The organism is Coraliomargarita parva, from assembly GCF_027257905.1.
GTDB classification, from domain to species: Bacteria; Verrucomicrobiota; Verrucomicrobiia; order Opitutales; family Coraliomargaritaceae; genus Coraliomargarita_A; species Coraliomargarita_A parva.
In genome coordinates this window covers 142,975-162,045 of sequence record NZ_JAPZEI010000009.1, presented here as the reverse complement: position 1 = coordinate 162,045, position 19,071 = coordinate 142,975, and the positions used below count along the sequence as shown (strand labels likewise).

11 protein-coding genes are annotated in these 19,071 nt (G+C 54.9%); 7 read left to right on the top strand and 4 right to left on the bottom strand.

What is annotated here, in order from left to right; translation table 11 throughout:
- Window positions 1-58 precede the first annotated feature (58 nt).
- From O2597_RS14150 to O2597_RS14130, 5 genes are read left to right on the top strand one after another with little or no spacing between them, the layout of a single operon-like run.
- The gene (locus O2597_RS14150; RefSeq protein ID WP_269525901.1) at window positions 59-1,807 is read left to right on the top strand and encodes an ATP-binding protein; all 1,749 of its coding nucleotides are present in this window, start codon (window positions 59-61) and stop codon (window positions 1,805-1,807) included.
- 48 nt (window positions 1,808-1,855) lie between these two features.
- Window positions 1,856-3,190, top strand: a complete 1,335-nt coding sequence (locus O2597_RS14145; RefSeq protein ID WP_269525900.1) for a dicarboxylate/amino acid:cation symporter — start codon at window positions 1,856-1,858, stop codon at window positions 3,188-3,190.
- A gap of 54 nt (window positions 3,191-3,244) precedes the next feature.
- Window positions 3,245-3,703 carry a RidA family protein gene (locus O2597_RS14140; protein ID WP_269525899.1) on the top strand — a complete coding sequence of 153 codons (459 nt, stop codon included), beginning with the start codon at window positions 3,245-3,247 and terminating at the stop codon, window positions 3,701-3,703.
- 31 nt (window positions 3,704-3,734) lie between these two features.
- Entirely contained in the window at window positions 3,735-5,201 is a 1,467-nt protein-coding gene (locus O2597_RS14135) for a S1C family serine protease (protein ID WP_269525898.1), read from the top strand.
- Window positions 5,194-6,648 (top strand): PDZ domain-containing protein, encoded by a 1,455-nt coding sequence (locus tag O2597_RS14130; RefSeq protein ID WP_269525897.1) that lies wholly within the window; start codon window positions 5,194-5,196, stop codon window positions 6,646-6,648. Before O2597_RS14135 ends, O2597_RS14130 begins: the two co-directional genes overlap by 8 nt.
- Window positions 6,649-6,668: 20 nt before the next feature.
- On the opposite strand, the gene queF is transcribed toward O2597_RS14130, so the two are convergent.
- On the bottom strand, window positions 6,669-7,043 hold the full coding sequence (queF, locus tag O2597_RS14125; RefSeq protein WP_269525896.1) for a preQ(1) synthase: 375 nt from the start codon (window positions 7,041-7,043) through the stop codon (window positions 6,669-6,671).
- Window positions 7,044-7,181: 138 nt separating this feature from the next.
- On the opposite strand from queF, the gene uvrA reads away from it, so the two are divergent.
- Both uvrA and O2597_RS14115 read left to right on the top strand, forming a co-directional pair.
- Window positions 7,182-12,824 carry an excinuclease ABC subunit UvrA gene (gene uvrA, locus O2597_RS14120; protein WP_269525895.1) on the top strand — a complete coding sequence of 1,881 codons (5,643 nt, stop codon included), beginning with the start codon at window positions 7,182-7,184 and terminating at the stop codon, window positions 12,822-12,824.
- Window positions 12,825-12,924: 100 nt separating this feature from the next.
- On the top strand, window positions 12,925-14,040 hold the full coding sequence (locus tag O2597_RS14115; protein WP_269525894.1) for an AAA family ATPase: 1,116 nt from the start codon (window positions 12,925-12,927) through the stop codon (window positions 14,038-14,040).
- Between the two features lie 73 nt (window positions 14,041-14,113).
- On the opposite strand, the gene O2597_RS14110 is transcribed toward O2597_RS14115, so the two are convergent.
- From O2597_RS14110 to O2597_RS14100, 3 genes are all read right to left on the bottom strand, one after another.
- A complete protein-coding gene (locus tag O2597_RS14110) occupies window positions 14,114-14,356 on the bottom strand; it encodes a hypothetical protein (protein WP_269525893.1) in 243 nt (80 codons plus the stop codon).
- 128 nt (window positions 14,357-14,484) lie between these two features.
- On the bottom strand, window positions 14,485-18,309 hold the full coding sequence (locus O2597_RS14105; protein ID WP_269525892.1) for a hypothetical protein: 3,825 nt from the start codon (window positions 18,307-18,309) through the stop codon (window positions 14,485-14,487).
- Between the two features lie 115 nt (window positions 18,310-18,424).
- Window positions 18,425-19,054 (bottom strand): hypothetical protein, encoded by a 630-nt coding sequence (locus O2597_RS14100; protein ID WP_269525891.1) that lies wholly within the window; start codon window positions 19,052-19,054, stop codon window positions 18,425-18,427.
- Window positions 19,055-19,071 lie beyond the last annotated feature (17 nt).

Here is a 19,071-nt window from a genome sequence, read left to right as displayed (position 1 = left end):
CTTACGCTTTGCAGAACGGGTAAATCAGTATATAATGCTAGCCCTCTCGAAATAATTCATGCTGAAGATCGAACAGATTTCACTTAGGGAATATGTTGCGCACTCAACCACGATTGATGCAGACCGTTCCATTGAGGAAGCGTTCGACTTGTCCCGGGAAATGGACGTGCAATACATGGCCGTGATGCGCAACGGCCACCTGATCGGGCTCTGCTCGGCCCAGCGAATCAACCAAGCGCTCAGTTCCCGGCACGGCCATGCCGTTTACGCACAAAAGGCGGTCAGGCACTTCATGGTCACAGACCCCTTTCTCATCCATGAAAACGCCGACCTGAAGCAGATCCTTAACCTGCTGTTCAACCGCAGCAAAGACTGCTTTTACGACGATATTCTTTTTATCGACCAGGACAACCACTTTGTCGGGCTCATCCCGATGGAAGCACTGATCCGCCTGCAGCACGAGATTTTGGTGGAACAACTCAAGTTCACGGAAGACCGGCGAGACAGCCTCAGCCGCGCCAACCGCGAACTCGCCCGGCTGGCCTCCGAACTGGAATCCGCCAATCTGGAATTAACGGCGGCGCGCAATGAGGCGGAACAGGCAACCCGCCTGAAAAGCGCCTTCCTCGCCAATATGAGCCATGAAATCCGCACCCCGATGAACGGGGTGATCGGCATGCTCTCGCTCCTCAAGGACACGGAGCTGGATGAGGAGCAATCCGAACTCGTTGAAACCGCTGAAGTCAGCGCCGACACCCTGCTCCGTATCATCAACGACATCCTCGACCTGTCCAAAATCGAAGCTGGCAAGCTTGAGGTCATGGAAGAACTCTTCGACCCAAAGCAACTGGTGGAAAGCTGCCTCTTCCTCTACAATGAGCAGGCTCGAAAGAAGAAAATCACATTAACGATGGAATGCGGCCAATTACCGGAAGCGCTGATCGGCGACGCGATCCGCATCCGGCAAATCCTGACTAATTTAATCAGTAATGCGGTCAAGTTCACCAACGAAGGCGGGGTCCTCGTACGCACCACGACTTCACCTGCCAAGAAAGGACGAATCAATTTCGAAATAAGCATTAGCGATACGGGGATTGGCATCTCCGAAGCGAGCCGAAACCGGCTTTTTCAACCCTTCGTCCAAGAAGACGGCTCCACGTCACGCATGTTCGGAGGCACAGGACTTGGACTTTCCATCTCACGCAGGCTGGCGGAGCTCATGGATGGTCGGGTCGACTGCGAAAGCGAGGTCGGGGTCGGGTCCATATTCAAGATGACCTTGCCCCTTCTCAAGTACCGGCTGAAAGGCACTGCGCCGGACCGGCTCCAACGGTTGCCGGAGCCGGAATCGACACAAGGCAGCACAGCCAGCAAGAATACACCGCCGATTGCAGCGGAACAAGGCAAGCGGATCCGCGCATTGATTGTAGAAGACAATCTCGTCAACCAAAAGGTCGCAAAGCATTTCCTGGAACGCATGAATTGCCTGACCGAGTTTGCCGGCAGCGGAGAGGAAGCCCTTCAGAAACTCGAATCGAACTCCTATGACCTCGTCTTCATGGACTGCCAAATGCCGGAGATGGATGGCTTTGAAGCCGCACGCAGGATACGAAACGGAGACTGCGGCCACTCGGTACGGGACGTTTTCATCTCAGCCATGACTGCCAATGCCATGCAAGGAGACCGTGAGCGTTGCCTGCAGGCCGGCATGGATGCCTACATCGCCAAACCCTTACGAAAAGAGGACTTCATCAAGGTCCTGGCGCTGTTCAAAAGCACACGGATCGACATCGTCGAAACTCCCTAATCTCATTTCGGTCTGGCATCTGGAAGTGATCCTGCTGATTCTGGCCGCATGACAGCCAACCCTATACGCTGGAGCTTGCACTGGCAAATTCTGCTGGCCCTCCTGCTCTCCCTACTCTTCGGACTGCTCATCCTGCCATCCATGGGCGATGCGGCCGGCTCCATGGAGACCACTTGCACCTTCCTGGGCAAACTTTTCATGAATGCCCTGAAGATGATCATCGTGCCATTGATCGTCGCCTCCATCATCAGCGGCGTCATGCGTCTGGGAGCAGACAAAGGCGTCGGCCGAATGGGCCTGAAGACACTGATTTATTACACTTTCAGCGGTGCCGTTGCGGTAATCGTCGGCCTGCTCGTGGTCAATCTGATCGGTCCGGGCAGAGTGGACCCGGAAACCGCCGGCGCCATGTTGGGCAAGGGCGCGGAAACCGCCTCCCTCCAGGGCTTGATGGGCAAAGTCGAAGGCAAGGGAGCCTCCGATATCGTGGAAATCTTCCTGCGTATGTTTCCACCGAATATCGTACAAGCCGCCACCGACAACGGCCAGCTCCTTGGCGTCATTACGTTTTCCATTCTGTTCGGCATCTTCATCGGCAAGCTAAAACCGGAACAGCAGGCGGCCCAGCACTTATTCTGGGACAGCACCCAGGAAGTCATGCTAAAGCTGACCGAGTTTATCATCCGCTTCGCGCCAATCGGCGTCTTCGGCCTGGTGACACCGGTCATCTACCACGCCCCCTTTGAGGAACTCGCCGGCGCCATCCTGATGTTCTTCCTCACCGTCTTCCTCGCCCTCTCGATCCATTTCTTCATCAACCTCGGCCTTGTCCTGAAATTCGTCGGCAAGATCAAACCGCAGGATCATTACAAAGGGATGGCTCCGGTTCTGCTGACGGCCTTTTCCACCGCCAGTTCATCCGCCACCTTGCCCCTGACTATGGATACGGTGGAAGAACGGGCCGGCGTCTCGAACCGGACCTGTTCCTTCACCCTGCCTCTGGGGGCAACCGTCAATATGGACGGCACCGCCCTGTATGAGTGCGTCGTGGTCATTTTCATCGCCCAGCTCTATGCCGCCGCCGGCGGCGTCGCCCTGACACTCGGACAACAACTACTGGTCGTGTTCCTCGCTCTCACCACCAGCATCGGGGTCGCCGGGATTCCATCGGCCAGTTTGGTCGCAATTTCGGTCATTCTGCCGGCGGTCGGCCTACCGGTGGAAGCCATCGGGGTGGTCTGGGTCACCGACCGCATCCTCGACATGTGTCGTACCGCGGTCAATGTCTTCAGCGATACGGTTGGAGCAGTGATTATTGCCAGGACGGAAGGTGAAGCACCGTATGAGAACCTCGAACTTCCAATATCGAACGCCGAACACTGAATTTTCTGATTTCGAGGTTCGACGTTCGACGTTCAATGTTCGAGGTTCTCGAGCATGACTACCGAACAGCGCCTCTCCGAACTCGGCATCGAACTGCCAGCCGCACCGGCCCCGGCCGGCAATTATGTCCCGGCCCTACAGATAGGGAACCTCCTGTACCTCTCGGGCGCCATCTGTCTGGTCAACGGCGAGATGACCCATACCGGTAAAGTCGGCGCCGACCGCGACCTGGCCTATGGACAAGCGGCTGCCCGCGTCTGCGCACTCAATCTGCTCGCCGTTGCGAAAGCGCATGTCGGCAACCTGGACAAGATCCAGCGGGTGGTCCAGATCAACGGCTTCGTCAACGGCGTGCCCGGCTTTGCCGACAGTCCGGCGGTCATCAACGGTGCCTCCGACCTTCTAGTCGAGATCCTCGGTGAACGCGGTCGCCATACGCGCGCGGCAGTCGCCGTCACCGGCCTGCCCAAAGATACGACAGTTGAGATACAAGCCGTCATGGAAATCGATTAAACAGACGAACTGCATCGTTCAAACACCCCTTATGACTGCCAAGCTACCCCTCCTTCTGGGCCTGCTGCTCGCCGGCTTGATCCGAATCCATGCCGCCCCGCCCGAACAGGCTGTCGTCCAGATTGTCAATTATACCCAGCGCCCGGACTGGGTCGAGCCCTGGCGTTTCAGCCGTATCAGCGGCGGATTAGGCAGCGGCTTCGTCATCGAAGGGGAGCGCATCCTGACGAATGCACACGTAGTAAGCTGGTCAAAGCAATTGATTGTCCACCGCTACCAGGACCCCCGGCCTTACCGCGCGGAAATCGAGTATATCGGACATGATTGCGACCTAGCCGTGCTCAAGGTAGCGGATCCGCAGTTTTTCGAGGGGATAGAGCCCTTGCCTATCGGCGAGTTGCCGGAAGTGCGCTCCACCGTGACCACCTACGGCTACCCCACCGGAGGCCGGCAGATTTCCTACACCCGAGGAGTCATTTCAAGGATCGAAATGCAGCTCTACGCCCACATCTACAACCGCAGCTTTCTCGCCGTCCAAACCGATGCAGCCATCAACCCGGGCAACAGCGGTGGCCCCGCCATCCAGAACGGCCAAGTGGTCGGCGTCTCCTTCCAGGGCAAACCCGACCTTGAAAATGCCGGCTTCTTCATTCCTCCCGGCATTATCCGGCACTTTCTTGAAGACATCGAGGACGGCCAGTACGACGGCTTTCCCGATGCTGGCATCAGCACGATGAGCCTGATCAATCCGGCCCACCGAGCCTCCCTCAAACTGCCACAGGACGATATCGGTGTCCGAATCGACCACCTCTTGCACCCCTTTCCGGAAACCCACCAACGACTGAGGGAAAATGATGTTATCCTGGCAGTCTCCGGCTACCCGGTCGACAGCGACGGCATGATCCGCTACAAGGGCAACCGTGTCCACGCGGCAGTGCTTTTCGACCAAATCCAGCATGGCGAACAAATCAGCCTGAAGATTTGGCGAGAGGGATCGGAGCATACCATCGATCTCCCGATCTACGCGAACCGCGAGGATCGAATTTCCGGCAATCAATACCACGCGCCGCCCTACTTGCTGGTCGGCGGACTGGTCTTCACCGAACTGAGCAGCAACTACTTCGGATCGCTCGGTCGCGACTGGCGAAAGAAAGTCAGCCCTGAAGTCGTTTACGCACTGCACTACCGCGATATCCAGTCCGAATCGATTGCCCGCAGCAAGCCAGTCGTCTTATCGAAGATCCTCAAGCACCCGAGTAATCTCGACTTCGGCATTAGCCCGGGTTCGGTCCTCAAGGAAGTCAACGGCGTCGAAATTCATTCCATGCGCGACCTCCAGCAGGCACTCAATGCCAGCACAGACAAGTTCCATCGCTTCCGCTTCCTGTCCGGACACGAGGAAGCACTTCAAATCGAGGCCGCTCAGGCCGCTGACGCTGCCCTTATTCGGCAGTACAACATCCCTGCCACACACAGAATGGAGGACGACGATGCTTAAACGCCACTGCTTGCGACTCCTTTGCCTCCCCACACTCCTCACGCTCCTGTGTCTAATCCCGGCAAGCGCCGAAACCGCGTTCGATCCGGCCAAGTCCCTCGTTCAAATCGAAGTCACAAAGGTAGTCTATGACTACAATATTCCCTGGAACAGCCGCAACGCGCAAACCCGAAAGAACGGCATTCTGATTGGAGATCACCGCATCCTGACGACAGCGGACGGACTCTCCGGACAATACCTCTGCCGTGTCAAAAAGGGAGGCCATAGCCGTCAGTACACCGCCAGCGTGTCTTGGGTCGATTTCTACGCCAACATCGCAGTGCTCGATGTCGAGGAGGCGGAATTCTCGCAGGGCATGCAAGCGGTCCAATTGGCGGACACCGTACCGCAATCAGGCAACCTCCAGATCTACCGCTGGTACTCTGGACGGATTGAGGAACGCGCCGCGGAAATCATCCGCCTCTACAACGGTCGCAGCAAGACCAGTTATATCCACCATCTGCACCTCCTCGTCTCTTCTGAGATCGATGCAGCCGGCTGGTCCGAGGTGGTCTTCGACGGCAAGCGCCTGATCGGCTTGACCACCTCTGCGAACAAGTCGAAACGCTTGACGATTCTACCCGCCCCGGTCATCCGCCAGGTCCTTGAGAACCATGCTCGCGACACCCCGGCAGCCATGGGCGTATTCGACTTCGACTATATGTATGCGAGAAACCCCGCCCTGCTCCAGTCGAGAGGCCTGGACCGCCGCGACGTCGGCGTACTCGTAACCGAAGTCGGACGCCGGCGCCTCGCCGCCAACACCCTGAAGACCGGAGACATCATCCTTGAAATCGACGGCTTTGCGATCGACAGCGAGGGCAAATACATCGACCCGGTTTATGGCCGTCTGGCCATGGACGGACTGTCCACACGCGCCCACGTCGCCGGCGAAGCCATCCCCATGAAAATCTGGCGCGACGCAAGCGAGCAGGACATAGGCTACCAAATGCCGGTAGCCGACTTTGAAAAAAGCCTCATCGTGGAGAAACGCTATAATCGCAAGCCCCGCTACCTCATGGCGGGCGGCCTCGTGTTTCAGCCCTTGAGCGGCCCCCTGATGCAGGCACTCGGCGATGATAAGCCGTTCCTGCTCGACTACTACAGTACCCGCCAAGCGGAAGAAGCGCGAAAAAACCTGATCCTGCTGACCATGGTTCTGCCCGACGACTACAATGAAGGCTACCAAAGCCTCCGCTACATGATTGTCGACCAGATCAACGGTCAAGCCATCCAGTCACTCGAAGACATCGAAACCGCGCTGCAGTCGCCCGTGGATGGCTTCCACTCGATTCGATTCATGCACGACATGTCGGCCTCCGAGATCGTCCTCGACGCCACGACCATGTCAGCCACGACGAAGCGCCTGCTTCAACACTACCACATCCCCGCCGCCAGCTCCTTTTAAGCAGCTACCCGACAGGCAGACTAGCCGCGAAAAGGCTCGGTTTTCGGGCCCTCATAGCCGTCCTGCTGCGACTCGACCACAACATTCGAGCGGATACCACCCCGCCCCCGCCAAATCGTCTCCAGTCGGGCCCAACGCGGCTTCAACTCGCCGTAGAGGTCTTCAAAGATCTTGTTCGTCACGGCTTCAAAGAAAATCCCCTTGTTCCGGTATTCGTGCAGGTAGAGCTTCATCGACTTGAGCTCGATGCAGATTTCATCCGGCACATAGGTAAACACCACAGTGGCAAAATCCGGGTGTCCGGTCATCGGGCACATGGAGGTGAATTCCTCCTGTATATGCTGGATGGTGTAATTGCGGCCGGGATTCGGATTCGGGAAAGTTTCTATATCCATGACGTCAGCGTCTCCAGTTCCCCGGAAAATTCAACACCTTCTTACACATCAGCCAATGCCCACCCAACGGGCTTTCGGGCAAAATAAAATGCGGGAAGTTGAAGTAATCCGGCAGTCATGCAAGCTGCAGCCTGTCCCATGCCCTCGAAAGAAAATCACATCCACCTCCGCGGCGTCCACCAGAACAACCTGAAAGGCTTCGACCTCGACCTACCAATCGGTCAGCTCACCGTCGTCACCGGCTTAAGCGGTGCCGGCAAGTCCTCCCTCGTCTTCGAAACACTCCACGCAGAGGGACAACGGCGCTACGTGGAGACATTCAGCCCCTACACCCGCCAATTCCTCGACCTGCTGGACCGGCCAAAGGTCGATTCCGTCGAGAACATCCGCCCTTCCATCGCGATCCAACAGTCCAACACGATCAAGACTTCGCGCTCCACAGTCGGCACCATCACGGAGCTCTGCGACTACTTCAAAGTATGGTTTGCCAATGTCGCCACCCTCTACGACCCCGCTACCGGACAGCCAATCACAGACGACAACCCGCAATCCGTCTGGAAAAAGCTCTTAGCCGCCCACAAAGATGAAAGCTGCATCATCGCGTTCCCCATCACAAAACCCGGCAAGCTGAAATGGTCAGAGATCCTTCAATCACTCTCCGGGCAGGGCTACACCCGCGTATCGGTCAACAGCGCGAACACGCGCATCGAGGCCATCAAGGTCTCGAAACTGAAAAGCAGCGCCGAGCTATGGGTCATTCAGGACCGAATCAAAATCGCCCCCGCCAACCGGAACCGTTGCATCGAGGCCTGCCAGACCGCCTTTAATTTCGGCAAGGGCCGCATCCTCATACTAAATTCGGACGGCGCGCCGGTCACCGAGTTCACTCAAGGGCTCAGTTCACCCGAAACCGGTGAAATATTCCGCCCGGCCGCACCCGCCCTGTTTTCCTTCAACTCCCCGATCGGTGCCTGCCCAACCTGCCGCGGCTTCGGCCGCGTCATCGAAATCGACTATCGCCTCGTCATCCCCGACCAGAGCCTTTCGATCGACGAAGGCGCCATTCGCGCATTTCAGGGCGAAGTGTACAGCGAAAGCCTGCGCGATCTGCAGCGGGCAGCCAAGAAGCATAAAATCCGGACCAACGTACCCTTCTCGGAGCTATGCGAGAAAGAGCGCCATTTCGTCATGGAAGGTGAAACCGGCTACGAGGAAGGTTACAACCGCTGGTATGGCGTCCGCCGCTTCTTCGACTGGCTCGAGAAGAATCTCTACAAGATGCACGTCCGCGTCTTCCTCTCCAAGTTCCGCAGCTATACCCTTTGCCCGGACTGCCACGGCGCACGCCTGCAACCCGAGTCCCTCAACTGGAAATGGCAGGGACACACCCTCCCCGACCTCTACCGGAATAGCGTCGGCGAGTTACTGAACCTTTTCAGGGAGGGCGACTGTCCCCAGTCGCCGAGAGCAGCAGTTGAGGACAACCGATCTCCAGAACCTGACTCCGCCCTCCAAGGCATCCTCTCGCGACTCAACTTCCTCGATCAGGTCGGACTGGGCTACCTCACTCTCGACCGCAGTTCACGCAGCCTTTCGGGCGGCGAGACCATGCGCGTCAATCTCACCTCCTGCCTCGGCTCGTCCCTGGTCGACACGCTCTTCGTGCTCGACGAGCCTTCGGTCGGCCTGCATCCCCGCGACATGGATCGCCTCATTTCGATCTTACGCCGCCTCACCAACCTTGGAAACACCGTTGTAGTCGTCGAACACGATGAAGCCGTCATGCGCGCGGCCGACAACCTGATCGAGATCGGCCCCCGCCCCGGATCCGGGGGCGGCCAGCTGAGCTTCATCGGGAATTTCGAACGTATCCTAAAGTCTGATACGCACACCGGCCGCTACCTATCCGGCCGCGAAACAATCGACACACCGGCCCAGCGCCGCGAATGCAAGCGGGCACCGAAGCTTTCGATCTACAAAGCCAGCAAGCACAATATCGAGAACCTTACGCTGCATCTTCCGCAACAGCGCTTCGTCTGCCTCAGCGGGGTCTCCGGTTCCGGAAAAAGCACTCTGCTCAACAACGTCATCTACCAGAACCTGCTCGCCCGGAAGGGACAGGTCGCGGACAACCCGGCCGCGCTCAAGGACATCGAATCCGAACTCCCGCTCTCCGACATCGTGCTGGTCGATCAAAGCCCGGTCAGCAAGACCCCACGCTCCAACCCCGCGCTCTACTCCGGGGCATGGGACGAAATCCGCAAACTCTTCGCCAAACTCGAAGCGGCCCAGTCCGCCGGCATGCAGGCGGGGCATTTTTCCTTCAACAGTGGCGAAGGTCGCTGCCCGAACTGCGGCGGCCTCGGCTATGAGCGGATCGAGATGCAGTTCGTTTCGGACGTCTTCGTACCCTGCGAGAGTTGCGAGGGGCGACGCTTCAAGGACGAAGTGCTTGAGATCGAATACAACGGCCGCAGCATCGCCGGCATTCTCGACCTCGATGTCGAGGAGGCGCTGGTCTTTTTTGCCGACAACAGAAAAATAGCCCAAGCATTGAGACCCCTCGTCGAGGTCGGACTTGGCTATCTTAAGCTCGGCCAACCACTCAACACCCTCTCCGGCGGCGAATCGCAGCGCCTCAAACTCGTCAGTTACCTCAGCAAAGTAAGCTCGGGCAAAAAAGGTAGCGGCGCTTGTCCCCAAGCGCCACATGCCATTATCCTCATCGACGAACCCACCACCGGCCTGCACCGCGCCGACGTGAAGCGTCTGATTCAAGTCCTGCAAAGCCTGGTCGATGCCGGTAACTCACTGATCGTCATCGAGCACAATCTCGACGTTCTGAAAGTCGCCGACTGGATCATCGAAATGGGCCCCGAAGCCGGAAGCTCAGGCGGCAAAGTCATCGCCGAAGGCACGCCGGAAGACATATCCAAAGTGAGTTGCGAAACCGCACCCTATCTCAGCGACGCCTTGGGAGGGACGCCGTCCCCGGCGTCCGCCGTAGCTGAAAGCAAAGCCACGTATAACCAGACACCTTCAGACCTTCATACTTTCGCATCTTCGCAATCGCCAAACACGCTCCGCGTGGTTGGTGCCCGAGAGCACAACCTCAAGAACGTCTCCTGCGAGATAAAGCACAACGCCATGACGGTCGTCACCGGCGTATCCGGCTCCGGGAAGTCCTCGCTGGCCTTTGATATCATCTTTGCGGAGGGCCAACGCCGCTTCATGGAATCGATGTCGGCCTATGCGCGACAGTTCGTCGAGCAAATGCCACGCGCCGAAGTCGACGAACTCAACGGCATTGCGCCGACCGTTGCGATCGAGCAACGCGTCACCAAAGGCACCCGAAAATCCACCGTCGCCACGATCACGGAGGTTGCCCAATATCTGCGACTCCTTTACGCACGCATTGGTATCCAGCATTCCCCTACAAGCGGAGAGCCCGTTGTCAGCCAAACCGAATCAGCACTCCAAAAGCGCCTACAAAAGCTCATAAAAGAGCACAGCAAGGAAAAACTATACCTTTGCGCACAGCTCATCCGCGGGCGCAAAGGCCACCACCAGCCGCTAGCGGACTGGGCCCGGGACCACGACTACGAACTGCTTCGCATCGACGGCAAGCTCACCGAGATTTCAAAGTTCAAGAAACTGGATCGCTATAAGGAACACGACATCGACCTGGTCGTCTCTGATCTCAACTCTCAACCTTCAACTCTCAACTCGCAACTCGCAACCGCCCTCAAACTCGGCAAAGGCACCGCCTTTGTCATGGCAAAGGATGGCAGTGTTGCTTCCTGGCTCTCCACCCGCCGCACCGACCCAACCACCGGCGAAGCCTTTCCCGAACTCGACCCGAAGCACTTCTCATGGAACAGCCCGCGCGGCTGGTGCCCCACCTGCCGTGGTTACGGCCAGCTCTTTGACTGGATGGCCAGCGAAGAGGAAAACACCGTCGACCATCTGGACGACTTCGAGCACGGCGACACCTGCCCGGACTGCCAAGGCACACGCCTGAATCCGCTCAGCCGAGCCGTCCGCTTACCGCTAAAGACCACAAAAAATTCCCCTCCTAAATTAGGAGGGGTGGACCGCGAAGCGGGACGGGGTGGTATTAAGTCAGTCTCCCTCCCCGAACTCCTGTCCCTAACACCAAGCCAACTCATCGAAACGCTCAAACAGGTCAAAACCGACAAGCGAAGCGGTCCCGTGCTCAACGAGCTGCTCCCTGAGATCGAAGAGCGCCTTCGTTTCATGGATCGCGTCGGACTCGACTATCTGGGACTCGACCGTGCCACTGCTACTCTCTCCGGCGGCGAAGCACAACGTATCCGGCTGGCGGCACAACTCGGCTCCAACCTCTCCGGCGTGCTTTACGTCCTCGACGAGCCTTCCATCGGACTGCATGCGCGCGACAACGAACGGCTGATTGAATCGCTGGAACAGCTCCGCAATCGCGGCAACACCCTCATCATCGTCGAACACGACGAGGACACGATGAAGCATGCCGACCGCATCATCGACCTCGGCCCCGCCGCCGGCATCCACGGCGGTGAAATCATTGCCGACGGCACCCTCGCTCAGCTAAAAAAGAACAAAGCCTCCCTCACCGGAAAGTATCTACGCGAACCGATGACGCATCCGCTACGCGGCCAACACCGCGAACTGCCTCCCTCCTGGTCGCCCCGCAAAAAGAAGGGCATGGAAGACTGGATCGCCCTCCAAGGCGCGAGCCTGCGCAACCTAAAAGACTTCGACGTCGCCTTCCCAAAGAACCGCCTCACAGTCGTCTGCGGCGTCTCCGGCGCCGGCAAGTCAACCCTTACCCGCGACTTACTAAAGCCACTCGTCGAAGCAGCCATCGAAGCCAAAGCCGACAAGCTAACCCCGAACTCCAAGAAAGTTCCCCTCCTTGCCAAGGAGGGGTGGACCGCAACGCGGGACGGGGTGGTGTTTAAATCACTTCAAAGCGCCCACGACATCCGCAAAGTGATCGAAGTCGATCAATCTCCCATCGGCAAAACGCCGCGCTCGACCCCGGCCACTTACATCGGTGCCTTCGACATCATCCGTGATATCTACGCCAGCCTGCCCGAAGCAAACATGCGCGGCTACACCGCCGGCACTTTCTCGTTCAACACCAAGGGCGGACGCTGTGAAACCTGTAAAGGCGCCGGACGCGTGAAGTTGGAAATGAACTTCATGCCCGACACCTACGTCACCTGCGAAGACTGCAACGGACGCCGCTACGGTGCCGAGCTCGACGACCTGCGCTGGAACGGCAAGAGCATCGCCGACGTGCTGGAACTCAGCTTTGAAGAAGCCGCCGAGTTCTTCAGCTTCCACACCCAGCTCAGCAACCTCATGCAGCTCATGGTCGAAACCGGCCTTGGCTACATCACCCTCGGACAATACTCGCCCACGCTTTCCGGTGGCGAAGCCCAGCGCCTGAAACTCGTCAGCGAACTCTCCCGCGGACTCCCCAGCTTCCGCGAACGCAACAACGGCAAAGGCCAGGGCAATCTCTATATCCTCGAAGAACCCACCATCGGCCTCCACCTCTCCGACGTCGAACGCCTCATCGAGCTCCTCCATCGCCTCGTCGACAAAGGCCACACCGTCCTCGTCATCGAGCACCACCTCGATGTCATCAAAGATGCAGACTATCTGATTGAGATTGGCCCCGACGGAGGCGATGCCGGCGGTGAACTTTTGTATCAAGGAAACGTGGCGGGCATGAAAAAAGACAAAGGCAGCGTGACGGGGAAGTTCCTCTGAGTTGGCGAAACGAGCAGGTGCAATTCCTGTCTCACATTGCACCATTTAGCATTGCACCATTTAGTGTAATACTATTTAGTGCAATTCATTCGAACGAGTTATGGCCAAACAACAGACAAATCCTTTTCGCTTCAATCAGGTCGTAGAAAAAGAATATTTCTGCAATCGGCCTGAGAATATCCTCGTTTCCGATCTGATAAAATCCGCTCAGAATGTGGCCCTAATCGGCCCCCGCCGCACGGGCAAGACTTCGCTCGCACTGGAAGTCTGCCGCAAGACCAAGCACAAGGTCATACACTGCGACCTGATGCGTGTCGGATCGTATGCTGAGGTGATTCGTCGCCTGGTCGAAGCTGCGCTGCGAGACAGCAAAGCGCCAAAAATCGAAGGATTCATAAAATCATTGGCGCACTTGCGCCCGACATGGACGATCGATCCGATCAGCGGCGGCACTCAGTTCACCGTCACGCCATCCGAAAAGAGCACCCCCGAGAATGTGATCGATACGCTCCGCTTGATTGAAAAGCGCTGCGTCAGCACGGACAGCATTCTTTTCATCGATGAATTCCAAGACATCACCGCCCTACCCAAACACGAAAGTTTCATTGCGCAGATGCGCTCCGAGACCCAGCGCTGGCATGACACTGCCATCCTCTTTGCCGGCAGTGATCGTGAGAAAATGAAAGCACTCTTTACAGAGTCGAGAAGCCCATTTTACCAGTCAGCAACGGTCTTAATGATCAATCAACTCGAAGAAGAAACTTTCAAGCGCTACATCGGGAAACGCTTCGAGCAAACAGGTAAAAGCATCGAGCCTGAATGCATCAAAGCCGTTTTAGAAATTACCGAACAACATCCGAACTCGGCTCAAAAGCTACTGCACTTTGTTTGGTCAAAAACTCCCGAAGGTGCACTGGCCAACTTAGAGACTTTAGAATCCGCCCTAAGCCTGACCATTCGTGCCGAGCAGGATGAATTCGAACGAACTCTGGACAATTTAACGCTCATGCAGGGACGCGCCCTCAAAACGATTGCCCGACTCGGCGGCGAAAGCACGACGAGTCTCGAGTTCCTTGAAGCTGCGGACATCCGAAACCCAACCTCATCCACCAAAGCACTCATGCGCTGCGTACAGTTAAAGATCCTGCTGAAAGACGGATCGACCTATCGTTTCACGAATCCGTTCTTCAAAGCCTGGCTGCAAAGACTGCCCTAGGAAACAAGAAAGCTGACAATACTCGCCCACGCTTTCCGGCGGCGAAGCCCAGCGCCTCAAACTCGCCAGCGAACTATCCCGCGGACTCCCCAGCTTCCGCGAACGCAACGACGGCAAAGGTCAGGGCAACCTCTATATCCTCGAAGAACCCACCATCGGCCTGCACCTCTCCGACGTCGAACGACTCATCGAGCTCCTCCATCGACTCGTCGACAAAGGCCACACCGTCCTCGTCATCGAGCACCATCTCGACGTCATCAAAGATGCCGACTATCTCGTAGAGATCGGTCCCGACGGCGGCGATGCCGGCGGGCAACTACTTTATCAAGGGAACGTGGCCGGGATAAAGAACGCGAAAGGCAGCGTCACGAGGAAGTTCCTCTGAGTTGGCATACATATACACGCATATAAAGACTAGGTGTAGCCGACATCGCAGCTAAGATTCTACTCAAAGCGCTCATTCTCTTCACGAGCACGCTCAGCCTCCCAACGCCTTTCTAATTCAATGCGTTCACACATTCTCCTCTGTGCACCATCAATCCATTCGGAGACATGAATGTCAGGTTCTGACCGCAGCAGGAGCAATACAGAAAGCCTTTTTTCCATAATGAGCGCTCTAGATCCTGACCATGAATTGGGACACAGATATTGTTCAAACTCGTCGAGAACAATATCTGGTTCGGGAGCCATGCGTAGAATTTTTAGAGCTACTTTAGACCAGACCAATCCATCGGCACTACTGTCCTCAAAGGGATAGAATAGAATCGCAAACTTCCGGCATCTAGTTGCCGGATCCCCTTGCAACCATTTTCCGAGAACTTCGACATCAATATCACTTAATACACTTTTCTCTGAGTCTCGAAACGGATTAACGATAAAGTTTCTAGCTTCCTGAATTTTATCGAATTCAGGAACAAAAAAGCCTTCTAAAAACGCTTGTGGCTGACACTTGATAAGTGTCTTCAGAGAACTGGTGTAATCATGCGCAGAAATATAATTTTCAACACAGCAAACAGCCATATTTCGAGAGACATCCAAAGCGCAACTGTAGTCGTCCTCCTGATTTAAGAAAGAACCGAATACTAAACTAAGAGTGTGGTCTCTAAGTCCATCCTGCTGATGATCATGTGAGAAAACAAAACGTGACAGTAAGATCTGGCCAAACGACCTCACCTCAGAAGCTACCTCAAATGAATCATCGAACTGCTTCCCATAACGAAAAGCCAGGATCTCCAAACACACATCGTCCCCGCCATCATATTTGGAAACAATCTTCATTAGATTAAGCAGATCATCGTCAGATATCGTCTGATGTCGCCTACCATAGGCAATTGTTTCGACCTCCCGAACAGCCACACCATTGGTGTGCTTTAAAAATTGAACTATTCTCTCAATTTCACGTTTGCCGATCCTCAAGGAAAGTTGCAGCCGAAGAAAGGAACGAAAAAGTGTATGGTCTGGAATAATCGAATCAAGGATCTCATCTACTGAATCTTGTTCAGCAAGAGACAGCTCGGACAAAAAACCGCTGGCCAAGGATAAATTCAGCTTCCCGCCTTCAATCCCTGATGATTCTTCAACTATTCGGTTCCAAATCAACATGGGTGACTTCGCAGCCCCCGCCAACCCACGCCCCAAATCATACAAGTGAACTCCCGGCTGAGTCATGCAATCTCTAATGAGATCGTCAAATACGTCGTGAGCTTCCGACAATTCACACCCAAGTTCATAAGTAATCTCATGAACTCGCAGAAGCGCTTCATGCGGGTCGCCATCGACTGTCTCGTCTATGTCATGGGCGAAGTGATTAGAGGTCAAAGCGTAAAGCCGGATTCTATCTTTTAACGCAACAGGTGCAGCTACGCGGGAGAGTTCCTTAAGTCTCTCAACCATATCCTCTCCAATCACTTCTCTGTCATAGCGAAGCGTGGACTTGATAGCTATCCAACCTTCATTCCACGGACCTAGGGAGGAAAAATCCTCTACAATGCTCCCAAGCAAGTCACGTAAGCCACTATACTGCCACAATCCTCTAAAATTTTTTGATATGACAGTTTTAACAGCTTCAGAGTAGTGCTGTCCGGAAAGAGCTAACCTACGAGCAAAGTCTAAGTATAATCGATACCATCCCTCAACTTCATCCTGAGTCTTAGGCCAATAGCCATAATCTCTCTTTCGTGCTCCAAAATCATGAGATGAACTACTCATAAAGTGAGAGGATTGGAGCGCTGCGTTTAAGCATTCTACTGCCAATTCTGCTACCCTCAATTCCACACCTCCCTCATCAAACCACTGCTGGAGCAAGGACAACCGTTGCTGAGGGAGCGCGTTCGTCCCAGATAGTAATATCCAGAAAAATCGGTGAAGGCGCTCGCGCGCGTTGCTCATATTATTACTTTTTTCCTCCTTTATCGCATAAAGGAGGACCACTCTCATCGATCGACTAAAAAACTCTGCTTCATATGCAATATCGCAGACAAGGCGAACAACCAGATGATACGATTTGCTCGCTTTCGAAGTAAACGAGCCCGATTTATCACATTCAACGGCACGCTCTACAGCAGCCAAGACTAAGTCCGGCTCCACTGGTGCAATATTTTTTAAAACCTCTAAGTCTAAGCCTGTAAATCTACCAATATCTCCAAAAACTCCCCCTTTAGACAACCAACCTGAGACAAGACTCACGGCAATTTTACTTTCGTGCAAATACCCCAACCTTCGTGAGAATGATCGAAAAATCCGCATTTCAGAATCAGCACCAAAGGCTTTCCGAAGTTGATCCACTGGACAGTTTTCAAGCGCCGCCAATGCTAGCTGATTCGCGACTGCATGGGGCAAAACAGCACGCCAAACACCTCGCCGCTGAAGCAGACCTCTCCTCGAAAGTTCGGACGAATATCTGTATAATTCACGAGCAGAAAGAGAAGAAAAGGAAGCCAATTCGGGCAACTCACAACCATCGCCGTCTGCTTGAAACGAATAAACAAGAGAAAGGGTCTCAGCTGCTATCAGTAACCTATTATCAACTTCTCGCCCTTGCCAAAAGAGACGCTTGAATAATTCGCGATCTCTTAACCCGACCAATGAGTCATGCCTTTCGACCGTCTCTGACAACGCGATAGCAATCCGCGCATTTCCACCAGAAAACTCAGCAATTCGCTTCGAATCCACTTGGCTCACATTCTTATACCTCTGACATACAAGTTTCTCAATAACCTCAATAGAGGCATCTCCCATTTGAAAGACGTCTGTGCCTTCAGGCTGATCCTCTCGAATGTCATATTCTACAGTTATCAGACTTAAGTGCTTCAAACGACTCCGAATAAGAGCCGTCAGTTCTCGATGTAAATCCGAACCACAATTATCTACCACCAAAACTGAGTTTCTGAATAGCCCGTCAACATTCTCAGCAAAAGTTAATGGCTCAGGACTCGGACCACTGGCAATATCTGTATAAAAGACGCATGATGGGTTGAGTGACCGCTCACCAATGCGGGAGTCAAAAAGTGCTTCCAAGAATCTTGTCTTACCGACTCCAGACAAACCAACAAGTCTCACGGATGCTTTGGGGCTAGATAAGATATCGCGTATCTCCAAGAGACCATCCTCTACAGACAGACCGTTACTGCCATCAGATATAGACGCTCCTTTGTAAATTCTAGCACTGTTATCGTGTAAATATACGTCGCTCGCATCACTCGGCTTATTAGACCAATTGCCATAAGCTCGCCACCCTTGGACAGCGACGCCTATACGCTCTTTAACCCACAAAATAAACGAAGGGTGCTCCCGCACCCATGAAGCAACACGACCTCGATCATAAAAATCCAAGTGAAGCGTGGATTCGAAATCCGTGCCAGCTATGGCCTCTCTCATCGCCCGCAATCGTTCACGTAACGCTTTATCTGTTAGATTGGAACCGCTACTAACTATAACATAGGCTCCCGCCAGCTCACCGACATTTTGAATAGAATCTCGAAGATCTCCATTAGGCTGCATTTCCTTAAGAATTCCTGATCGAGATAAGTCAGGCTTCTTTACTTGGAATACCGTTTCCTTGCGTGGCACAAAGCTAACTCCATCAGAAATCGAGGAAATTGATACACGAACGTCGACACCACCATCAGAGGCATCCTGATCCCCACCCCAAGTGACGCCGGAGGATGAATGACCAAGAGCACGCATCTCGGATTCACATAGCAATCCGATCAGTGATCTCAAATCTGCATCACTCAGCTTAAAAATGTCATCACCAGAAACTTCCAACATAACGGCACCATAAAATGAAATCTCATTTAGTGGCAACGCTCGGAAGATAAAGAAGATACATTCGTAACTTCAAAGCAGGCAAGAAAGTCAACTACTCGCCCCCTCAGACGAACGCCTACGTTTTTCGGACGCACACTGAAGCCATCCAAACACCACCAAGCAGCATCCCCGCAATATGCGCACTCGGAAGCGGAACCACACCGGGGCCAAGGTCGCTGACGAAGAGTGCGGAGCCGGCGGTTAGTTCGTAGATGATTTTACCTGTTAAGGCCGCCAAGGGGACAAGGCCGAAGAGTAGACGATCCCAGCCTTTACTGAATACAGCGATGCCGAGGCAGTAGCGGGTGAAGAGCATGGAATCGAGGGCGGACAAGCCGCGATACTCACTTAAGCCGGGATCGACCCGGAACACGACGATCGAGATCAGGGGTGCGGCGATGAACAACCACAGCCACAAGCGCCAGCGTTCTTCACGCCAGAGCAGGCAGGCGAAGCCGACGAACATGAGCGCATCCCAGACAAAGTGCTCCAGCGTGTAGTGCAGCAGGTGTCCGGTCCAGAGTGTGAGCAGTTGGTTGTTCGCCAGCGCGTGCGTGGTCAGCATCGCCCAGGACTGCCCCTGCAGGAAGCACCCGCTCAAAGCAGGAATCAGGATGCAGAGCAAGCATCCCCACCCCTCCGGATGGGAAAGGCTCCGGGCACCTTGCGGCACCCGAAGCACACGACTTTCCCTCTTATGAATCATGGCAAGTGATCGTGGAA

Bases quoted from the DNA above. Each gene is read 5' to 3' on its own strand.
- queF (WP_269525896.1), bottom strand. From the start codon at position 7,043: ATGGATATAGAAACTTTCCCGAATCCGAATCCCGGCCGCAATTACACC.
- O2597_RS14100 (WP_269525891.1), bottom strand. From the start codon at position 19,054: ATGATTCATAAGAGGGAAAGTCGTGTGCTTCGGGTGCCGCAAGGTGCC.
- O2597_RS14135 (WP_269525898.1), top strand. From the start codon at position 3,735: ATGACTGCCAAGCTACCCCTCCTTCTGGGCCTGCTGCTCGCCGGCTTG.
- O2597_RS14145 (WP_269525900.1), top strand. From the start codon at position 1,856: ATGACAGCCAACCCTATACGCTGGAGCTTGCACTGGCAAATTCTGCTG.
- O2597_RS14130 (WP_269525897.1), top strand. From the start codon at position 5,194: ATGCTTAAACGCCACTGCTTGCGACTCCTTTGCCTCCCCACACTCCTC.
- O2597_RS14105 (WP_269525892.1), bottom strand. From the start codon at position 18,309: ATGTTGGAAGTTTCTGGTGATGACATTTTTAAGCTGAGTGATGCAGAT.
- uvrA (WP_269525895.1), top strand. From the start codon at position 7,182: ATGCCCTCGAAAGAAAATCACATCCACCTCCGCGGCGTCCACCAGAAC.
- O2597_RS14115 (WP_269525894.1), top strand. From the start codon at position 12,925: ATGGCCAAACAACAGACAAATCCTTTTCGCTTCAATCAGGTCGTAGAA.
- O2597_RS14150 (WP_269525901.1), top strand. From the start codon at position 59: ATGCTGAAGATCGAACAGATTTCACTTAGGGAATATGTTGCGCACTCA.
- O2597_RS14140 (WP_269525899.1), top strand. From the start codon at position 3,245: ATGACTACCGAACAGCGCCTCTCCGAACTCGGCATCGAACTGCCAGCC.